Here is a 16,760-nt window from a genome sequence, read left to right as displayed (position 1 = left end):
CGCGTGTCATGCGTAGGCCTCCGCGCCGCCGTCGGAGTCGAGTTCCCGCGGTCCGGGGTGGCGATAGAGCATGTCCTCGCCCATCGTCACGTTCTGGTAGGTGCGCTCGTAGCGCGCGCCCAGCCGCTCGGCCAGCGCGACAGAGCGCGCGTTGCCGGGCAGGATGTTCGAGCTGAGCGTCGTGAAACCGAGGTCCTCGTAGGCCCATTCGCGCGCGCGGAGCGCCGCCTCGCAGGCGATGCCCTGGCCCTCGAAGGGGGCGAAGACGAGCCAGCCCAGTTCCGGCTCCGGCCAGCCCTCGGGGTTCCAGATGCCGCAAAGCCCCGCGGGCGCCGCGTCCTGCGTCATCTCGATGGTGAAGTAGCCGTAGCCGTGGATGTGCCAGTGCCCGATGTTGGAGGCGAACCAGCGCCAGGCGTCGGGCCGCGTCTCGGCGCCGACGAAGCCCCAGGCGCGCTCCGGATCGGCGAAGAACTCGGCAAGCGGGTCGAAGTAGCGCAGCTCGGGGCTGCGCAGCCGCAGCCGCCTGGCCTCGAGCACGGGGGCGGGGGTGATGCTCATGCCGCGGCCTCCGCCGGGGCGGGGTGGCGGAAGACCCAGACCTCGGTCGCGTCGTCTTCCGACCCTTCCCCCACCGGACGCCGCGCCTCCCGGTCGCGCACACAGCCGAGCTGCTCGGCCAGCGCGATGGAGCGGGCGTTGTCCGCGTCGATGTAGCGCACCGCCGTCGTCCAGCCGAGATCGTCGTAGGCGAAGCGACGCAGGCGCTCGGCCGCCTCGCAAGCGTAGCCCTTCCCCTCCGCTGAGGCGTGCCAGAGGCTCCAGCCGAGTTCGCACTCCGCCCAGCCGTTCGGGTACCATGGGCCGACGGATCCGAGGAGCGATCCGCTCGCCTTCTCTTCCAGCACGAATTGGCCGTAGCCGCGCAGTACCCAATGCCCGACAGCATGTCCGAAGACGCGCCAGGCGGCCGTCTGCGTGTACGGCCCGCCGATGAAGCGCGCGCGATCCGAGACGAGGAATGCCGCCGCGGTCTCCCAGTCGCGCGCCTCGGGCGCGCGCAGGATCAGCCGCTCGGTCTCGAACCGCGGCGTATCGGCCAGCGTCACCGTCATTTCTTCTTGCCGAAGCCGGAGAGCCCCGGGGGCAGGGACATGCCGCCGCCGCCCATGCCGGGCATCCGGCCCGCGCCCATCTGCTTGGCCGCCTGCTCGAGCGCCTTCTGGTCCATGCCCTCCATGCCCTCGGGCGCGCCGCCCTTGCCGAGCATGCCGCCCATGGCCTTCTTCAGCATGCCGCGTCCGCCCTTCTTGCCGAGCCTTTTCATCATGTCGGCCATCTGGCGATGCTGCTTGAGCAGCTTGTTGAGCTCCGCGACCTCGAGCCCCGCGCCCGCGGCGATGCGCTTCTTGCGGCTAGCCTGGAGGATCTGCGGATTGGCGCGCTCCTTCTTCGTCATGGAGTCGATGAGCGCGATCTGGCGCCTGAGCACCTTGTCGTCGATGCCCGCCTCGGCCATCTGGCCCTTCATCTTGCCCATGCCGGGCATCATGCCCATCAGCCCCTCCATGCCGCCCATCTTGAGCATCTGGTCGAGCTGCGTCTTGAGGTCGTTCATGTTGAACTGACCCTTGGCCATGCGCTTCATCATGCGCTCGGCCTGTTCGGCCTCCAGCGTCTCCTGCGCCTTCTCGACGAGGGCCACGATGTCGCCCATGCCGAGGATGCGGCCGGCGATGCGCTCGGGCTCGAAGGTCTCGAGCGCGTCCATCTTCTCGCCCGTGCCCACGAAGCGGATCGGCTTGCCGGTGACCGCGCGCATGGAGAGCGCCGCGCCGCCGCGCCCGTCGCCGTCCATCCGGGTGAGAACGACGCCCGAGACGCCGATCTTGTCGTCGAACTCCTGCGCGACCTCCACGGCGACCTGGCCGGTCAGCCCGTCCACCACCAAAAGCGTCTCGCGCGGGCTGACCACGTCGCGCACCTCGGCGGCCTGCCGGATGAGCTCCTGGTCGATGTGGAGCCGGCCCGCCGTGTCGAGCATGTAGACGTCGTAGCCGCCGAGCGAGGCCTGGGTCCTGGCGCGCTTCGCGATGGCGACCGGGTCCTCGCCCTTCACGATGGGCAGGGTGTCCACGCCGACCTGCCGGCCGAGGATCTGAAGCTGCTCCATCGCCGCGGGGCGGTTCACGTCGAGCGAGGCCATGAGGACGCGCTTGCCGTCGCGATCCTTCAGGCGCTTGGCGAGCTTCGCCGTCGTCGTCGTCTTGCCCGAGCCCTGAAGGCCCACCATCAGGATCGGTGCGGGCGGGCTGTCGATCTTGAGCGCGCCGGGATCGGCGTCGCCTTTCAGCACGTCCACCAGCTCGTCGTGGACGATCTTGACGACCTGCTGGCCCGGCGTGACCGACTTCGTCACCGCCTGGCCCGTGGCCTTCGCCTGCACCGCCTTCACGAAGTCGCGCGCCACGGGCAGCGAGACGTCGGCCTCCAGCAGCGCCACGCGCACCTCGCGGAGCGCCGTGCGCACGTCCTCCTCGGACAGCGCGCCCTGCTTCGTCAGCCGGTCGAAGACGCCGGAGAGACGCTCGGACAGATTTTCGAACATGGCCCTCTGGCTCCTTCTGCGATACGGACATGCACCTCCGAGATGGGAAGCGCGGCTCAAATGCCAAGCGCCCCCGTGGGCGCAACGCGCTGACGGGGGGCGATCCCGGGCACAAGCCCATGGGACCGGAAGCGATGACGCACTTCCGGAGACAGGCCGGGCTTAGGCCGCGGCCCTCACGGAGTCAAGCCGGTCGTCGCAGCGCCGCGGCGCTGCGGGGCGATGCAGGCCTGTCCGTCAGGCAGCCGGCCCCGGACATTGCCCTTGCGCCGCCGAACGCAACCTGCCCAGTGTTGGCGCCGTGTTCGATGCCGCACGGTCGCCGGGGGAGTGTCATGGAGAGCTGGGACGAGATCCGCACCGCCTATCACGTCGCGCAACGCGGCACGGTGAGCGGCGCGGCCGAGGCGCTGGGCGTCCATCACGCCACCGTCATCCGGCATGTCGACGCGCTGGAGGCGCGGCTGGGCGTGAAGCTGTTCCAGCGCCATGCCCGCGGCTACACGCCCACCGAGGCGGGCGAGGACCTGCTGCGCGTGGCCCAGGCCACGGACGAGCAGTTCGGCCAGCTTCTCGGGCGCATGAAGGGGCGCGGCGCGGACGTGTCGGGCGAACTCGTGCTGACCTCCATCGTGGGGTTGTCGCCGCTCCTCGCGCCCGTCCTGCGCGACTTCCAGGACCGTTATCCGGCGGTCACCCTGCGCTATCTGACCAGCGAGAGGATCTTCCGGCTGGAATACGGCGAGGCGCATGTCGCGGTGCGCGCGGGCCCCGCCCCGGAAGAGCCCGACAACGTCGTCCAGCCCTTCCTGCGCCAGCGCATGGGGCTTTACGCCGCGCCCGCCTACGTCGCCGCTCGCGGCGTGCCCGCAAGCCTCTCGGCGCTCGACGGGCACCGGTTCGTCGGCCATGATGGCGAGATGCCCCGCGCCCCGTTCGATCGCTGGCTGCAGGCCGAGATCCCGCGCGGGCAGGTCGCCTTCCGAAGCCCCGACCCCCGGGCGCTGGAGGCCGCCGTGCTCGCCGGGGCGGGCATCGGGTTCCTGCCGCCCTGGACGGTGGCGGCGCATCCCGAGCTGACCGAGGTCGCGCCCCCGCGCGAGGCGTGGACCGCGCCGCTCTGGCTCGTCACCCATGTGGACCTGCATCGCAGCAGCAAGGTCCAGGCGCTGCTCAGCGCGCTCAAGGCGTATGCCAAGGGGCTCGAGGACGCATGACGGAGGCGGCGCGCGGACACTTCGCCATGCTGCTTTTCTCGGGGCTCGTCGCGGGTTCCTTCTCGCTCGGGGGGCTCGTCGCGAACGAGATCGCGCCCGCCGCGATCACCGCGGTGCGCTTCGCGCTCGCCGCGCTCGTCATGGGCGCGGTCGTCTGGCTGGGCGGCCGGGCGGAGCGACGGGCGCTCGCCGCGCCCTGGCGCTATCTCGTGCTGGGCGCGCTCTTCGCGACCTATTTCGTGCTCATGTTCGAGGGGCTGAAGACCGCGCCGCCGGTCAGTGCCGCGGCGGTCTTCACGCTGACCCCGCTGATGGCGGCGGGGCTGGGCTGGGTGATCCTGCGCCAGGTGACGACGCCGCGCATGGCGCTTGCGCTCGCCATCGGTGCGGCGGGGGCGCTGTGGGTGATCTTCCGCGCGGACTGGCAGACCTTGCTCGGTTTCGACGTGGGGCGGGGCGAGGTCATCTATTTCTGGGGCTGCTTCGCCCATGCGGCCTACACGCCGATGCTGCGGCGGCTGAACCGCGGGGAATCCCCCACCGTGTTCACCCTGGGCGTGCTGGTGGCCGGCACGGTCGTTCTGGGGCTGTGGGGCTGGCCCGAGATACGGGCCACGGGCTGGGCGGCGCTGCCCGCGATCGTCTGGGTGACGATCCTCTACCTCGCGATCTTCGCGTCGGCGGCGACCTTCGTCCTGCTGCAATACGCCACGCTCCGGCTGCCCTCGGCAAAGGTCATGGCCTACACCTATCTCACACCGTCCTGGGTGCTCGTGTGGGAGCTTGCGCTGGGCAATGGCGCGCCCCGCCCGCTCGTGCTGGCGGGGCTCGGGCTTACCGTGGCGGCGCTCCTGCTGCTTCTCAAGGACGAGGAGGCGCCGCGCCGGGTGGCGGGTCAGTCGTGATGGTCGGGGCAAGCCCCCCGGCCGCCCAGCTCCTGCCGGAGAAATCGCTCGAAGGCGTCGAGGTTGACGGGCTCGAACTGGCCGAAGCCCTGCATCCACACGCTCGCGTCGCGAAGCGCGTCGGGCTCCAGCTTGCACCATTTGACCCGTCCGCGCCGCTCCTGGCTGATGAGACCGGCGCGGCTGAGGATCGCGAGGTGCTTCGAGATGGCGGCCAGCGACATCTCGAAGGGTTCGGCCACATCGGTCACCGCCATGTCATCCTCGAGCAGCATGGCGAGGATCGCCCGCCGCGTGGGATCGGCGAGCGCGGCGAAGACGGCATCGAGTCTGTCGATCATCCTGCCTCTTCGCCCGTCGCGCCCGGAAACTCAACCGTTCAGTTGAACGAGAGTCCTGGCCCGTCCGCGCGCCGCCTGACCTTGTCCGGCGTTGCGAGGCCCTGAATTCCTTCACGAATTACAGCCACTTGACCGTCGCACGGCCGTGCTTGACTCGCGCTGTGCTGCAGCGTAGCACCCTACGCGACGATCCGCGGGGAGCCTTGGTGCCTGACGCCGACCACAAGCGCCAACTCGAGCAGCTTGAAAAGCGGCTGGCCGTCCTGAAAGCGGCGCAGGAGCCCAAGCCCCGCGCGGACGAGCATTATTCGCAGGCGCAGCTCGCGTGGCGGATGGTGATCGAGCTGGTGGCGGGCCTCGGGATCGGGTTCGGCATCGGGTACGGGCTGGACAGCCTCTTTGGCACCCTGCCCGTGCTTCTGGTGACGTTTACGTTGCTGGGCTTCGCGGCGGGCATCAAGACGATGCTGAGAAGCGCGCGGGAAGTCCAGAAGGACGCGGAAACCCGCGCTGGCGGGCACGAGGACGGGAGAGACTAGGCGTGGCGACGGATGCGGCAGGCGAAGGCGGCGGGCTGGCGTTCAACCCGATGGACCAGTTCCTGGTGAAGCCCCTTTTCGGGGACGGGCCGGTGCACTGGTACACCATCACCAACGCGACGCTCTGGATGGCGCTCGCGGTGGTCGGCGTGACCGCGCTTCTCGTGATCGGCACATCGCGCCGCGCAATCATCCCCTCGCGCAGCCAGTCCGTGGCGGAACTCGCCTACGGGTTCGTCTACAAGATGGTCGAGGACGTGGCCGGGAAGGACGGTCTCAAGTACTTCCCGTACATCATGACGCTGTTCATGTTCATCGTCTTCGCCAATTTCCTCGGCCTGATCCCGATGTCCTTCACGACGACGAGCCACATCGCGGTGACCGCCGTGCTCGCCATGGCCGTCTTCCTGACCGTGACGGCGATCGGCTTCATCAAGAACGGCACGAAGTTCCTCGGGCTTTTCTGGGTGCAGGAGGCACCGCTGCCGCTGCGGCCGGTCCTCGCGATCATCGAGCTCATCTCCTATTTCGTGCGCCCGGTGAGCCACTCCATCCGTCTTGCCGGCAACATGATGGCGGGCCACGCGGTTCTGAAGGTGTTCGCGGGCTTCAGCCAGGTCGCGGCGATCGCGCCGATCTCGATCCTGGCCGTGACGGCCATCTACGGCCTCGAGGTGCTGGTGTCGTTCATCCAGGCCTACGTCTTCACGATCCTCACCTGTGTCTATCTGAAGGATGCGCTGCATCCGAGCCACTGAGACATCCGGGCCGGGCGAAAGCCCGGGCCGAACCGCACACCCCTTAATCAGCCATCTTCCAACCGTAAGGAGAAACGACATGGAAGGCGATATCGCAAACATGGGTCAGTTCATCGGCGCAGGCCTCGCCGCCATCGGGTCGGGTGCGGCCGCGATCGGTGTGGGCCACGTGGCCGGCAACTTCCTTTCGGGTGCGCTGCGCAACCCGTCGGCTGCGGCAAGCCAGACCGCCACGCTCTTCATCGGCATCGCCTTCGCCGAAGCGCTGGGGATCTTCTCGTTCCTCGTCGCGCTTCTGCTGATGTTCGCCGTCTGATCCGGGGAACGATCCTTACGGACGGGGCGTCGGCCCGCTTGATGCAGGCCGAGCCCCCAAGGATTTGACACCGACGGAGGGCCGAATGGCGACCGATACCGAAGGCGCAGCCGCGCAAGGCATGGACGGCGGGGCGGAGGCCGGCGCGACCGGGCTTCCGCAACTCGACTTCTCGACCTTCCCCAACCAGATCTTCTGGCTGGTCGTCACGCTGCTCGCCATCTACTACATCCTGACGCGGATCGCGCTGCCGCGCATCGCGTCGGTTCTCGCCGAGCGCTCGGGCAGCATCACCAACGATCTCGCTGCCGCCGAGGACCTCAAGGCCAAGGCCGCCGAGGCCGAGAAGGCCTACGAGAAGGCGCTCGCGGACGCCCGGGCCGAGGCACAGAAGATCATCGGCGAGGCGAAGGCAGAGATCCAGGCCGATGTCGATGCCGCGACACGTCGCGCCGACGCCGAGATCGCGGAAAAGACCGCGGAGTCGGAGAAGGCCATCGCCGAAATCCGCGAGAACGCGGCCCAGAGCGTTCAGGACGTCGCGCGCGACACCGTGGGCGCGGTGCTCTCCGCGGTCGGGGCGGACGCCGACGACGCCGAAATCGAGAAGGCCCTCGCGGCCCGGGCCAAGGGGGCATGACCATGCGGAAGTTCACCGTTCTCGCCGTCACGCTGGCTGCCGCCAGCCCGGCGCATGCCGCGAAGGGTCCGTTCTTCTCGCTCGCGAACACTGACTTCGTGGTCCTGATTTCGTTCCTCGTGTTCATCGGCGTCCTCGTCTACTTCAAGGTGCCGACGCTGCTGAGCGGGATGCTCGACAAGCGCGCCGAGGGCATCAAGAGCGAGCTTGACGAGGCCCGGTCGATCCGGGAGGAAGCGCAGAAGCTTCTGGCCTCCTACGAGCGCAAGCAGCGCGAAGTCGCGGAGCAATCCGATCGCATCGTCGCGCATGCGCGCGAAGAGGCCGAACTGGCCGCGGAGCAGGCGAAGAAGGATCTCGAGACCTCTATCGCCCGCCGCTTGAAGACGGCCGAGGAGCAGATCGCCCAGGCCGAGGCGCGCGCCGTGCGCGACGTACGCGACCGCGCAGCGGAGATGGCTGTCGCGGTGGCGCGGGACGTGATCGCGGGGCGCATGACCGCCGTGCGCGGCAACGAGCTGATCGACGCCTCCATCGAGGAAGTGGGCCAGAAGCTTCACTGACCCTTTCGGCACGGCCCGGAAAGACCTGCATGTGACGGCCCCGGTCCAGCTGGGGCCGTTCGCGTTTTCTGGGGGCGGGCTGTCGGTGCGGCGAGCCGTGGATATGCACGCTCGACGCGTCGCCGCGCGCGCTCCGCATGACATGTGCGGCAGACTCTCGTCGCGCGACCGCGCACTCCCGCCGCGGCGGGGGGCTGGGTCAAGGATGACGGGATGGCCTTCCGATGCGGAGGCGGCGCAGGGACCGCAGGCGCTGCTGCTTGCCACCGCCGCGCCTGGGTTCGCGGTTCCAGCCGCCGGATGTCCGGGCGAGGACGGCTTCCGCGTCCGTGCCTCTCCCGCCCACCGGGCGGCCGCATGCTTGTCGCACCCTTGACCATGGCTTGGGGCCAGTCTCTCACCGGGGCCACGGGCCAAGGCGGCTTCGGGACGATCGCCGCTTCGGGGCAGCGAAGGCTAAAAGGGCGCGCCGTCCGGGCGCGCCCTTTTAGTTGGTGGATACGGCGGTCATTCGGCCGGGACGGCGGCCCGTGCGGCGGGGGTGAAATGCTGCCGGTTGAGCCGGAGCACGAGCGCGATCGCCACCACCTGCGCGACGAGTGCCACGGCCGTCAACGCCCAGTACCCGGCAGAGAACTGCGTGACCACGCCGGCGCCGACCAGGCCCTTGTTGATGAAGAACTGCCCCATCACGGAAAGCGCCACCGCCGGACAGACCAGCGCGTAGGAACCGGGCGAGGTCCTAGGCCCGATCACGAAGTCCGCGAAGTAGCCCTGGCGCAGCAGCACGACCAGTCCGAGCGCGAAGAACACGATCTGGACCGTCAGGAGACGTGCGAGGAACACCAAAGTCTCGCCCGGATTCTCCTCGGCTCCGAAGGCGGTATGCAGCCCGTGCTCCTGGCGCAGGAAGAGAATGCCGAGGACCGTCATGATCGGCACCACCACCATGAGCGTCGGGCCGGCCTCCTTGGCGGTGCCATGCTGCAACATCGAGTTGAAGGCGATGATCGCGGCGATCGCGGCGTAAAGCGCCGCGGTCACGCCGAAGAAAGTGGACAGCACGAGGCTCGTGCCGACCGTGAGCGTCGTGCCGCTCATCGCCGCCGGGGCGGCGAACCCCACCCCCACCATGGAGAGCGCGAAGGCGGGCAGAAGCTGCGCGAACGAGTTGTTGGCCGTCACGTCGAAGACGCCGCCCTCGCTGAGGACGCGGCCGAGAAAATCGCCGATCTGGCGGAACGCCAGCACCCCCACCAGCAGGAAGGCGACCATCGCCGCGGGAAAGAGATACTCCACCACGGTCCAGAGCCCCGGAACGAAGACGAGGCCGAGGATGAACCCCACATTGATGCTCATGGCGAGGGCGAGCGGCATCGCCAGCAGCGTCGTCTCGGCATTCGTCGTACGCAGACGCCTGTAGTCCTCCGTTCGCCGGAAAGCGGCGAAGGCGCGCAGGTTCCAGACGAGCGACTTCAGGTTCAGGAAGGCGAAGGCCCCGATGCCCGCCAGCGCGGCGACGATGGCGGTCTGCATGGCAAGGCCACCGTTCGCGAAGGCCGTGGCGATGTCGCCGAAGACCGGAACGGGCTGTCCCGGATGGGGCACCCAGAACATCAGGAACATGAAGAAGGTGACGGTAATGCCCCCCGCGCCCAGCGAGGCGAGGAAATAGAGCGGAGAGTAGTTGTCCGCAGGTCTTGCGACGTGATCCGGCATTGGTGAACTCCCATACGTATTCCAGAACTGGAATATAATATGCATCCGGATTTCGGAATGTAAATGGTCGCGTCGACCCCTTGGCGGTAACGCTGCGTTAACCATTTGTCGCTCTGATCGCGCCGATGCTGGTAAGATCGATTTCCTGCGCGGCCCTTTGCCTCGCCGCCGCCTGCGACACGCCGGGGCGGGGCTTCATGGGACAGCCCGCGGAACGCGTGGCGGCCGGCGGGCATGTCTTCGACGTGCGCGTGCGCGGCGACCGGGCGGAAGCGATTCGCCTCAACGCCGCCGTCTTCCCGAGCTATGGCGAGGTCGGGCCCGCCGCGGCGCTCGCGATTCGCCGTGCGACCGGCTGCGAACCGCAGGCGCTGACCGGCGATCCGTCCGTCGTCCACGCCACGCTGGCGTGCCCCGGCTAGGTCAGCGGCGTTTCCATGAACACGCTGCTGCCGTTCGCCGCGTAGTCGCCGAACGGCTCGCACCGGACGAAGCCCGCGCTTTCGTAAAGCGCCATGGCCTCGGTCAGCGCATCGCCGGTCTCCAGCCGCAGGCACGGCATGTCGAGGTGGCGCGCCTCGAGCTCCAGCCGGTCGAGCAGGCGGCGCGCGACGCCCTGGCGGCGCACGAAGGGTGCAGTGAACATCGCTTTCACTTCGCCGTAGCCTTGACGTTGCGCAAGCGCGGCACATCCAAGCGTCGTATCCCACTCGCGCGCGACGAAAAATCGAATGTCCGGCCCGCGCAGTTCCTCGACGCCCAGGTGATGATTGTGCTCCGCCGGGAAGAGACGCGCCATGAGCGCGCGAGCCTCCTCGATAAGGGATCGCACCTCTGGCGTCCGCGGGTCGCCGGGTTCCACGATGACGGTCATGGCTTCTCCCTCGCTTGGCCGGAGGCGCCAGTTTGCTCAGATGGCGCGGACGGTCAAGCGGCTGCGTGCGTTGGGCGGACCGCTTCAACATCTTGTGGAAATCTCGGAGCTCCATCCCCAGATGCGGGGGTCCTGCATTGACAGGGCCGCCCGACGCCCCGCAGAATGACGCTACGCGCTGAATCACCGGAGGCTCCCCGCCCTTGCGCTTCAACCGCCTCAGACTGTCCGGCTTCAAGAGTTTCGTGGATCCCACGGAACTCGTCATCGCCGAGGGGCTCACGGGCGTCGTCGGCCCCAACGGCTGCGGCAAGTCCAATCTGCTGGAAGCGCTGCGCTGGGTGATGGGCGAGAACCGGCCGACCGCCATGCGCGGGGGCGGCATGGAAGACGTGATCTTCGCCGGCACCGCCTCGCGCACGCCGCGCAACTTCGCCGAGGTCAGCCTGCAACTCGACAATTCGGAACGTCTGGCGCCGGCGGGCTTCAACGACAGCGACCTGCTCGAGATCACCCGCCGCATCACGCGCGACGTGGGCTCCGCCTACAAGGCCAACGCGCGCGAGGTGCGCGCGCGCGACGTGCAGATGCTCTTCGCCGATGCCTCCACCGGCGCGCACTCGCCCGCACTGGTCCGGCAGGGCCAGATCTCGGAACTGATCAACGCCAAGCCGCAGAACCGGCGGCGCGTTCTCGAGGAGGCGGCCGGCATTTCCGGCCTCTACCAGCGTCGCCACGAGGCGGAACTGAAGCTGCGCGCGACCGAGGCGAACCTCGCGCGCGTCGACGACGTGGTGGAGCAGCTGGCGGGGCAGCTTTCGCAGCTCGCCCGGCAGGCGAAACAGGCGGCGCGGTACCGCGCGCTCGGCGCCGAGCTCCGGCAGGCCGAGGGGCTGCTGCTCTACCGGCGCTGGCGTGACGCGGATGAGGCACGCAAGGCCACGGCCGAGGCGCTGCGCACGCGCGTGGCCGAGGCCGCCCGCGCCGAGGCCGGGGCGCGCCAGGCCGCCGCCGCGCGGGAGGCGGCCGACGCGGCGCTGCCGCCGCTGCGCGAGGAAGAGGCGATCGCGGCCGCCGTGCTGCAACGCCTTGTCGTCGAGCGTGACCAGATCGCCGAGGAGGAACGCCGCGCGCGCGCCGCTGTCGAAACGCTCACCGCGCGGATCGCGCAGCTTGCCCGCGACATCGACCGCGAGGCGGGGCTCAACCGCGATGCGGGCGAGACCATCGCCCAGCTTGAATGGGAAGCCTCCGAGCTCGCCCGCGCCGGGGAAGGGCACGAAAGCCGGATGGAGGAGGCCGCCGCCGCGACATCGGCGGCAGCGGAGGCGCTGCGCGACCGCGAGGCGGCGCTCGAGGATCTGTCCGAGGCCGTGGCGCGGCTTTCGGCCCGGCATCACTCGGCGACCCGGGCGGTGGAGGACGCGCGCAAGACCGCCGAACGCAGCGAGGCGGCCGCGGCTTCCGCCGCCGAGGAAGCCGCGCTGCACGAGGACAGGCTGGCGCGCGCGGCGCGTGGCCTCGAGACGGCCGAGGCCGAGGCGCGGGCGGCGATCGCCGCGGCGGAGCGTGCCGAGACGGCGCTGGCCCGCGCGGACGAGGCGCGCGCCGAGGCCGCGTCGAAGGAGGCCGATGCCCGCGCCGAGCGCAGCGCCGCGGAGGGCGAGGTGGCCGCACTCGAGGCGGAGATCACGGCGCTAGCCCGGCTGGTGGCGCGCGACACCGCGGAAGGCGGCCAGATCCTCGACCGGCTCCAGGTGGAGCAGGGCTTCGAGCGCGCGCTCGGGGCCGCGCTCGCCGACGATCTTCGCGCCGCTGAAGTGCAGGATGGCGGCTCCGGCTGGGTCGCGATGCCGCCGTACGACGCGGCGCAGCCGCTGCCCGACGGCGTGACGCCCCTCAGCCACCATGTCTCGGTGCCTGACGTGCTTTCGCGCCGCATGGCGCAGATCGGCCTCGCCACGCCGGAGGACGCCGAGCGCCTTCAGCCGCTTCTGCGGCCGGGCCAGCGTCTCGTCAGCCCCGAGGGCGATCTGTGGCGCTGGGACGGCTTCCGCGCCCGCGCCGAGGATGCCCCCACCGCCGCCGCGCTGCGTCTTCAGCAGCTCAACCGGCTGGAGGAACTCAAGCAGGACAAGGCGCGCGCCGACGCCCGCGCGGATGGCACCCAGCTCGCCCATGAGCGCCTGACGGCGCAACTGAAGGAACTGACCGCCGCCGACCGGGCTGCGCGGGACGCGCGCCGCGCCGCCGACGCGGCCGCGGCCGAGGCGGCCCGCGCCATGAGCCGCGCGGAGGCCGAGCGGAACCTTTCCGAGGGCAAGCTCGAAAGCCTGACGATGGCCGCCGAGCGCCACGCGGAGGAGGCCGAGAGCGCGCGCGCCCGCCTTGCCGAGGCCGAGACCGCGCTCGCCGAGCTCGAAAATCTCGACGCGGCCCGCGCCCGGGCCGAGGCCGCCAAGCAGGACGTGGAGGACGCGCGCCGCGCGAGCCTCGCCGCACGGGGCGCGCACGACCAGCTCAAGCGCGAGGGTGAGGCGCGCACCGCCCGCGCGCAGACCGTGCGCAAGGACCTTTCCGGCTGGCGCCACCGGCTGGAGACCGCGGAAGCGCGCAGCGCCGAACTGACCGAGCGCCGGGCCGAGGCGGAAGCCGAGCTCGCCGGCGCGCGCGACCGCCCCGCCGCCGTGGCGGCACGGCGAGAGGAACTGGCCCGGTCCATCACCGAGGCCGAGGCGCGGCGCACGGCGGCCGCCGATGCGCTTTCGGCCGCCGAAGGCCGCCTGCGCGAGGCGGTGCAGGCCGAACGCGAGGCCGAGCGTCTCGCCGGCGCCGCGCGGGAGGCGCGCGCCTCCGCCGAGGCCCGCGCGGAGGCGGCCGCCGAAACCGTGACCGCCGCCGCCGAACGGATCGCCGAGGAGCAGGAGACGACGCCGGGCGCGCTTCTCGAAAGCCTTGGCGCGGACCCGGACGCCATGCCCGCCGCCGATGCGCTGGAGACGGAGATCGGGCGGCTCAAACGCCAGCGCGACGCGCTGGGTGCGGTGAACCTGCGCGCCGAGGAGGACGCGCGCGAGGTGCAGGCCGAGCATGACGAGCTCGTGCGCGAGAAGGCCGATCTGGAAGAGGCGGTGCGCGCGCTGCGCAACGGGATCGCGAGCCTGAACCGCGAGGGGCGCGAGCGGCTGCTCACGGCCTTCGAACAGGTGAACGCCAACTTCACGCTGCTTTTCACCCATCTCTTCGGCGGCGGCGAGGCACGGCTCGTCATGGTCGAATCCGACGACCCGCTCGATGCCGGGCTCGAGATCATGTGCCAGCCGCCGGGCAAGAAGCTGTCCACCCTCTCGCTGCTCTCGGGCGGCGAGCAGACCCTGACCGCGCTCGCGCTCATCTTCGCGGTCTTCCTCGCCAATCCCGCTCCGATCTGCGTGCTCGACGAGGTCGACGCGCCGCTCGACGACGCCAACGTGACGCGGTTCTGCGATCTGCTGGACGAGATGGTGCGCCGGACCGAGACGCGGTTTCTCATCATCACTCACCACGCGGTGACCATGGCGCGGATGGACCGGCTTTTCGGGGTGACGATGGTGGAACAGGGCGTGAGCCAACTCGTCAGCGTGGACCTGCGCCGCGCCGAGAAGCTCGTGGCCTGAGCGGCGCCATCGTCCACGGCGCGCGCGCGCGGACGGACCGCCCGGCGCGTGCCACAGGGGACGGGGTGCGCATCCCTCTCCGTGCCCCGAGGGCCCGGCGCTTGCACCGCAGGCGGCCGCGCGCGAGAAGGGGCGCAAGGGGGACGCCATGACCATCCTGTCGGAACTCAAGGCGATTGTGGGCGACGGCCATGTGCTGACGGGCGACGACGCGCGGCCTTTCGCGCAGGATTGGACCGGGCGTTACCGGTCTGCCCCGCTGGCGGTGGCGCGGCCGGGATCGACGGCCCAGGTCGCGGCGATCCTGCGGCTCGCCACCCGCAACCGCACGCCGGTCGTGCCGGTCTCGGGCAACACCGGGCTCGCGGGCGGCACGGGGGGCGCCGACGGCGCGATCCTGCTCTCGCTCGCCCGGATGAACCGCATCCGGGAGATCAATCCGCGGGCGCGGATCGCCGTGGTCGAGGCGGGCGTGGTGATCGAGACGCTTCAGCGCGCGGCCGAGGACGAGGATCTCGTCTTTCCGCTGAGCTTCGGGGCGCGCGGTTCTGCCATGCTGGGCGGCGCGCTCTCCACGAACGCCGGCGGGGCCAACGTGGTGCGCTACGGCAACGCGCGCGATCTCTGCCTCGGTCTCGAGGCGGTGCTGCCGACCGGAGAGGTGGTGGACCTGATGCGCGCGCTGCGGAAGGACAATTCGGGCTACGACCTGCGCCACCTGATGATCGGGGCGGAGGGCACGCTGGGCGTCATCACGGCGGCGGTGGTGCGGCTTTTCCCCGCGCCGCGCGCGCGGGCGACGGCGATGGTGGCGCTGCCCGCCCTCGACGGCGCGCTTGCGCTGCTCAACCGGCTTCAGGACGAGACGGGCGGCGCGGTCGAGGCCTTCGAATACATGCCGCGCCGCTACCTTGAGGAATACCTCGCCCGGACGCCCGGCGCGCGTCCGCCCTTCGACGACGCGCACCCGGTGAACGTGCTGGTGGAGCTGGCCGCCACCGCGCCGCGAGACGCCGTTCCGGGTCCGGACGGCGCGGTTCCGGTCGCCGCGCAGCTGGAAACGGTGCTGGCGCGCGGCCTCGAGGCCGGAGACGTGGCCGACGCGGTGGTGGCGCGCTCGGAGGCCGAGCGGGCCGAGATGTGGGCACGCCGGGAGGCCGCGGCCGGGGTCTGTCTGGCCGAGGGCCGTGTCGTCAACAACGATATCGCCGTGCCGCTCGACCGGGTCGCGGCGTTCCTCGACCGGGCCGGCGCGCGGGTGGCCGCGCTCGATCCCGCCGCCGTACCCCTTGTCGTGGGCCATCTCGGCGACGGGAACCTGCATTACGCGGTGCGGCTGGGCAACGACGATGCGGAGCTTGCCGACGCGGTGATGGACGCGGTGGAGGACGTGGTTCTGGCCCTCGGCGGCAGCTTTTCCGCCGAGCACGGGATCGGCATGACCAAGCGGCCTTCCATGGCGCGGCGGAAGGACCGGGGCGCGCTCCAAGCGATGCGCGCGATCAAGGCCGCGCTCGACCCGGCGGGGGTCATGAATCCCGGAAAATTGCTGCCCTGAGCGCCCCGGGGCGCGCCGTCAGGCGGTGCGCCAGTCGAAGAAGCCCGGACCCGCCTGGCCAAGCAGTTTCGCGCCCATCTCCTCGCCAAGCGCGGCGCCGTCCTCGACAGGGGCGCTGGCCTCGTCCGAAAGGCATTCCGAGCCATCGGGGCGCAGGATCTCGCCGCGCAGCCGGAGCGTGCCGCCGTCGAGTTCGGCAAGGCCCGCGATCGGCGTCTCGCAGGAGCCGTCGAGCCGCGCCAGGAACGCGCGTTCCGCGGCGAGGCGCTTGGCGGTCTCGACATCGTGGATCGCTTCGAGCATGGCGGCGGCGCGGCCGTCGTCGGCGCGCCGCTCGATCCCGAGCGCGCCCTGCGCCACGGCGGGAAGCATGTCCTCGGGGGCGATCGGCCCGCGCGACACATGCGCCATGCCGAGACGGTTGAGCCCCGCCATCGCGAGGAAGGTGGCGGCGGCCACGCCGGCCTCGAGCTTCTTCAGCCGCGTCTGCACGTTGCCGCGGAACTCCACCACCCGAAGCTCGGGCCGGCGCCACAGAAGCTGCGCGCGGCGGCGCAGCGACGAGGTGCCCACGACCGTGCCCGCGGGAAGATCGGCGAGCGCCGCGTGGGCATGGCTCACGAAGGCGTCGCGCATGTCCTCGCGCGGCAGGTAGGTGTCGAGGGCGAGGCCCGCGGGCTGCGCCACCGGCATGTCCTTCATCGAATGCACCGCGAGGTCGATCTCGCCCGAAAGGAGCGCCTCCTCGATCTCGCGTGTGAACAGGCCCTTGCCGCCGATCTCCTTCAGCGGGCGGTCGAGGACGCGGTCGCCCGTCGTCTTGATCACGACGATCTCGAAGGCGTCCTCGGGCAGGTCGAAGGCGGCGGCGAGGCGGCCGCGGGTCTCGTGCGCCTGCGCGACGGCAAGCGGCGAGCCACGGGTGCCGATCTTCAGCGGTCGGGCGGGGGAGGGAAGGTCGATGCTCATGTCCTCCGTCTAAGTCTGTCAGGCGCGGCTGACAAGCGCCTGTCGGCTTGACAACCCCCTTCCCGGCGGGGAGGCATTGCGGGAACCATTGTCGAAA

General features: G+C 70.6%; 17 protein-coding genes. 10 read left to right on the top strand and 7 right to left on the bottom strand.

The genetic code is table 11. The features are described 5' to 3' along the window. Positions 1-6: 6 nt before the first annotated feature. The 3 genes from AB6A65_RS04760 to ffh are packed head-to-tail and all read right to left on the bottom strand — an operon-like array spanning position 7 to position 2,608. On the bottom strand, positions 7-561 hold the full coding sequence (locus AB6A65_RS04760) for a GNAT family N-acetyltransferase (protein ID WP_371037213.1): 555 nt from the start codon (positions 559-561) through the stop codon (positions 7-9). Continuing rightward, positions 558-1,109, bottom strand: coding sequence for a GNAT family N-acetyltransferase (locus AB6A65_RS04755; RefSeq protein WP_371037212.1), 552 nt, complete (start codon positions 1,107-1,109; stop codon positions 558-560). Before AB6A65_RS04755 ends, AB6A65_RS04760 begins: the two co-directional genes overlap by 4 nt. Before the next feature lie 2 nt (positions 1,110-1,111). Then, positions 1,112-2,608 (bottom strand): signal recognition particle protein, encoded by a 1,497-nt coding sequence (ffh, locus tag AB6A65_RS04750; protein WP_371037211.1) that lies wholly within the window; start codon positions 2,606-2,608, stop codon positions 1,112-1,114. 335 nt (positions 2,609-2,943) lie between these two features. Between ffh and AB6A65_RS04745 the strand changes: the two genes are divergently transcribed. Both AB6A65_RS04745 and AB6A65_RS04740 read left to right on the top strand, forming a co-directional pair. Continuing rightward, on the top strand, positions 2,944-3,825 hold the full coding sequence (locus tag AB6A65_RS04745) for a LysR family transcriptional regulator (RefSeq protein ID WP_371037210.1): 882 nt from the start codon (positions 2,944-2,946) through the stop codon (positions 3,823-3,825). After that, positions 3,822-4,730, top strand: coding sequence for a DMT family transporter (locus AB6A65_RS04740; protein ID WP_371037209.1), 909 nt, complete (start codon positions 3,822-3,824; stop codon positions 4,728-4,730). Before AB6A65_RS04745 ends, AB6A65_RS04740 begins: the two co-directional genes overlap by 4 nt. On the opposite strand, the gene AB6A65_RS04735 is transcribed toward AB6A65_RS04740, so the two are convergent. Further along, on the bottom strand, positions 4,721-5,071 hold the full coding sequence (locus AB6A65_RS04735; protein WP_371037208.1) for an ArsR/SmtB family transcription factor: 351 nt from the start codon (positions 5,069-5,071) through the stop codon (positions 4,721-4,723). The genes AB6A65_RS04740 and AB6A65_RS04735 overlap by 10 nt on opposite strands. Before the next feature lie 206 nt (positions 5,072-5,277). Between AB6A65_RS04735 and AB6A65_RS04730 the strand changes: the two genes are divergently transcribed. From AB6A65_RS04730 to AB6A65_RS04710, 5 genes are all read left to right on the top strand, one after another. Next, positions 5,278-5,610 (top strand): AtpZ/AtpI family protein, encoded by a 333-nt coding sequence (locus AB6A65_RS04730; RefSeq protein WP_371037207.1) that lies wholly within the window; start codon positions 5,278-5,280, stop codon positions 5,608-5,610. 50 nt (positions 5,611-5,660) lie between these two features. After that, positions 5,661-6,368, top strand: a complete 708-nt coding sequence (locus AB6A65_RS04725) for a F0F1 ATP synthase subunit A (protein WP_371037247.1) — start codon at positions 5,661-5,663, stop codon at positions 6,366-6,368. A 79-nt stretch (positions 6,369-6,447) separates the two neighbouring features. Next, on the top strand, positions 6,448-6,684 hold the full coding sequence (locus tag AB6A65_RS04720) for a F0F1 ATP synthase subunit C (RefSeq protein WP_371037206.1): 237 nt from the start codon (positions 6,448-6,450) through the stop codon (positions 6,682-6,684). An 85-nt stretch (positions 6,685-6,769) separates the two neighbouring features. Beyond that, a complete protein-coding gene (locus AB6A65_RS04715) occupies positions 6,770-7,324 on the top strand; it encodes a F0F1 ATP synthase subunit B' (RefSeq protein ID WP_371037205.1) in 555 nt (184 codons plus the stop codon). A gap of 2 nt (positions 7,325-7,326) precedes the next feature. Then, complete coding sequence (locus AB6A65_RS04710) at positions 7,327-7,887, top strand: F0F1 ATP synthase subunit B (RefSeq protein ID WP_371037204.1); 561 nt, start codon at positions 7,327-7,329, stop codon at positions 7,885-7,887. A 507-nt stretch (positions 7,888-8,394) separates the two neighbouring features. Here the strand turns inward: AB6A65_RS04710 and AB6A65_RS04705 are convergent. Then, positions 8,395-9,606, bottom strand: a complete 1,212-nt coding sequence (locus AB6A65_RS04705) for a hypothetical protein (protein WP_371037203.1) — start codon at positions 9,604-9,606, stop codon at positions 8,395-8,397. 125 nt (positions 9,607-9,731) lie between these two features. Between AB6A65_RS04705 and AB6A65_RS04700 the strand changes: the two genes are divergently transcribed. Continuing rightward, complete coding sequence (locus tag AB6A65_RS04700; RefSeq protein ID WP_371037202.1) at positions 9,732-10,028, top strand: hypothetical protein; 297 nt, start codon at positions 9,732-9,734, stop codon at positions 10,026-10,028. Here AB6A65_RS04700 and AB6A65_RS04695 read toward each other — a convergent pair. Continuing rightward, entirely contained in the window at positions 10,025-10,480 is a 456-nt protein-coding gene (locus AB6A65_RS04695) for a GNAT family N-acetyltransferase (protein WP_371037201.1), read from the bottom strand. The two genes, AB6A65_RS04700 and AB6A65_RS04695, sit on opposite strands and share 4 nt — an antisense overlap. 203 nt (positions 10,481-10,683) lie before the next feature. On the opposite strand from AB6A65_RS04695, the gene smc reads away from it, so the two are divergent. Together smc and AB6A65_RS04685 are read left to right on the top strand one after the other, a co-directional pair. Beyond that, positions 10,684-14,136 (top strand): chromosome segregation protein SMC, encoded by a 3,453-nt coding sequence (gene smc, locus AB6A65_RS04690; protein ID WP_371037200.1) that lies wholly within the window; start codon positions 10,684-10,686, stop codon positions 14,134-14,136. Between the two features lie 148 nt (positions 14,137-14,284). Next, positions 14,285-15,694 (top strand): FAD-binding oxidoreductase, encoded by a 1,410-nt coding sequence (locus AB6A65_RS04685; protein ID WP_371037199.1) that lies wholly within the window; start codon positions 14,285-14,287, stop codon positions 15,692-15,694. 18 nt (positions 15,695-15,712) lie between these two features. On the opposite strand, the gene hemC is transcribed toward AB6A65_RS04685, so the two are convergent. Beyond that, complete coding sequence (gene hemC, locus AB6A65_RS04680; protein ID WP_371037198.1) at positions 15,713-16,663, bottom strand: hydroxymethylbilane synthase; 951 nt, start codon at positions 16,661-16,663, stop codon at positions 15,713-15,715. Between the last annotated feature and the right edge of the window lie 97 nt (positions 16,664-16,760).

Origin of the sequence: Rhodosalinus sp. FB01 (assembly GCF_041365715.1) — a bacterium.
Taxonomy (GTDB): domain Bacteria; phylum Pseudomonadota; class Alphaproteobacteria; order Rhodobacterales; family Rhodobacteraceae; genus Rhodosalinus.
This window is presented reverse-complemented; position numbering and strand designations above follow the sequence as displayed.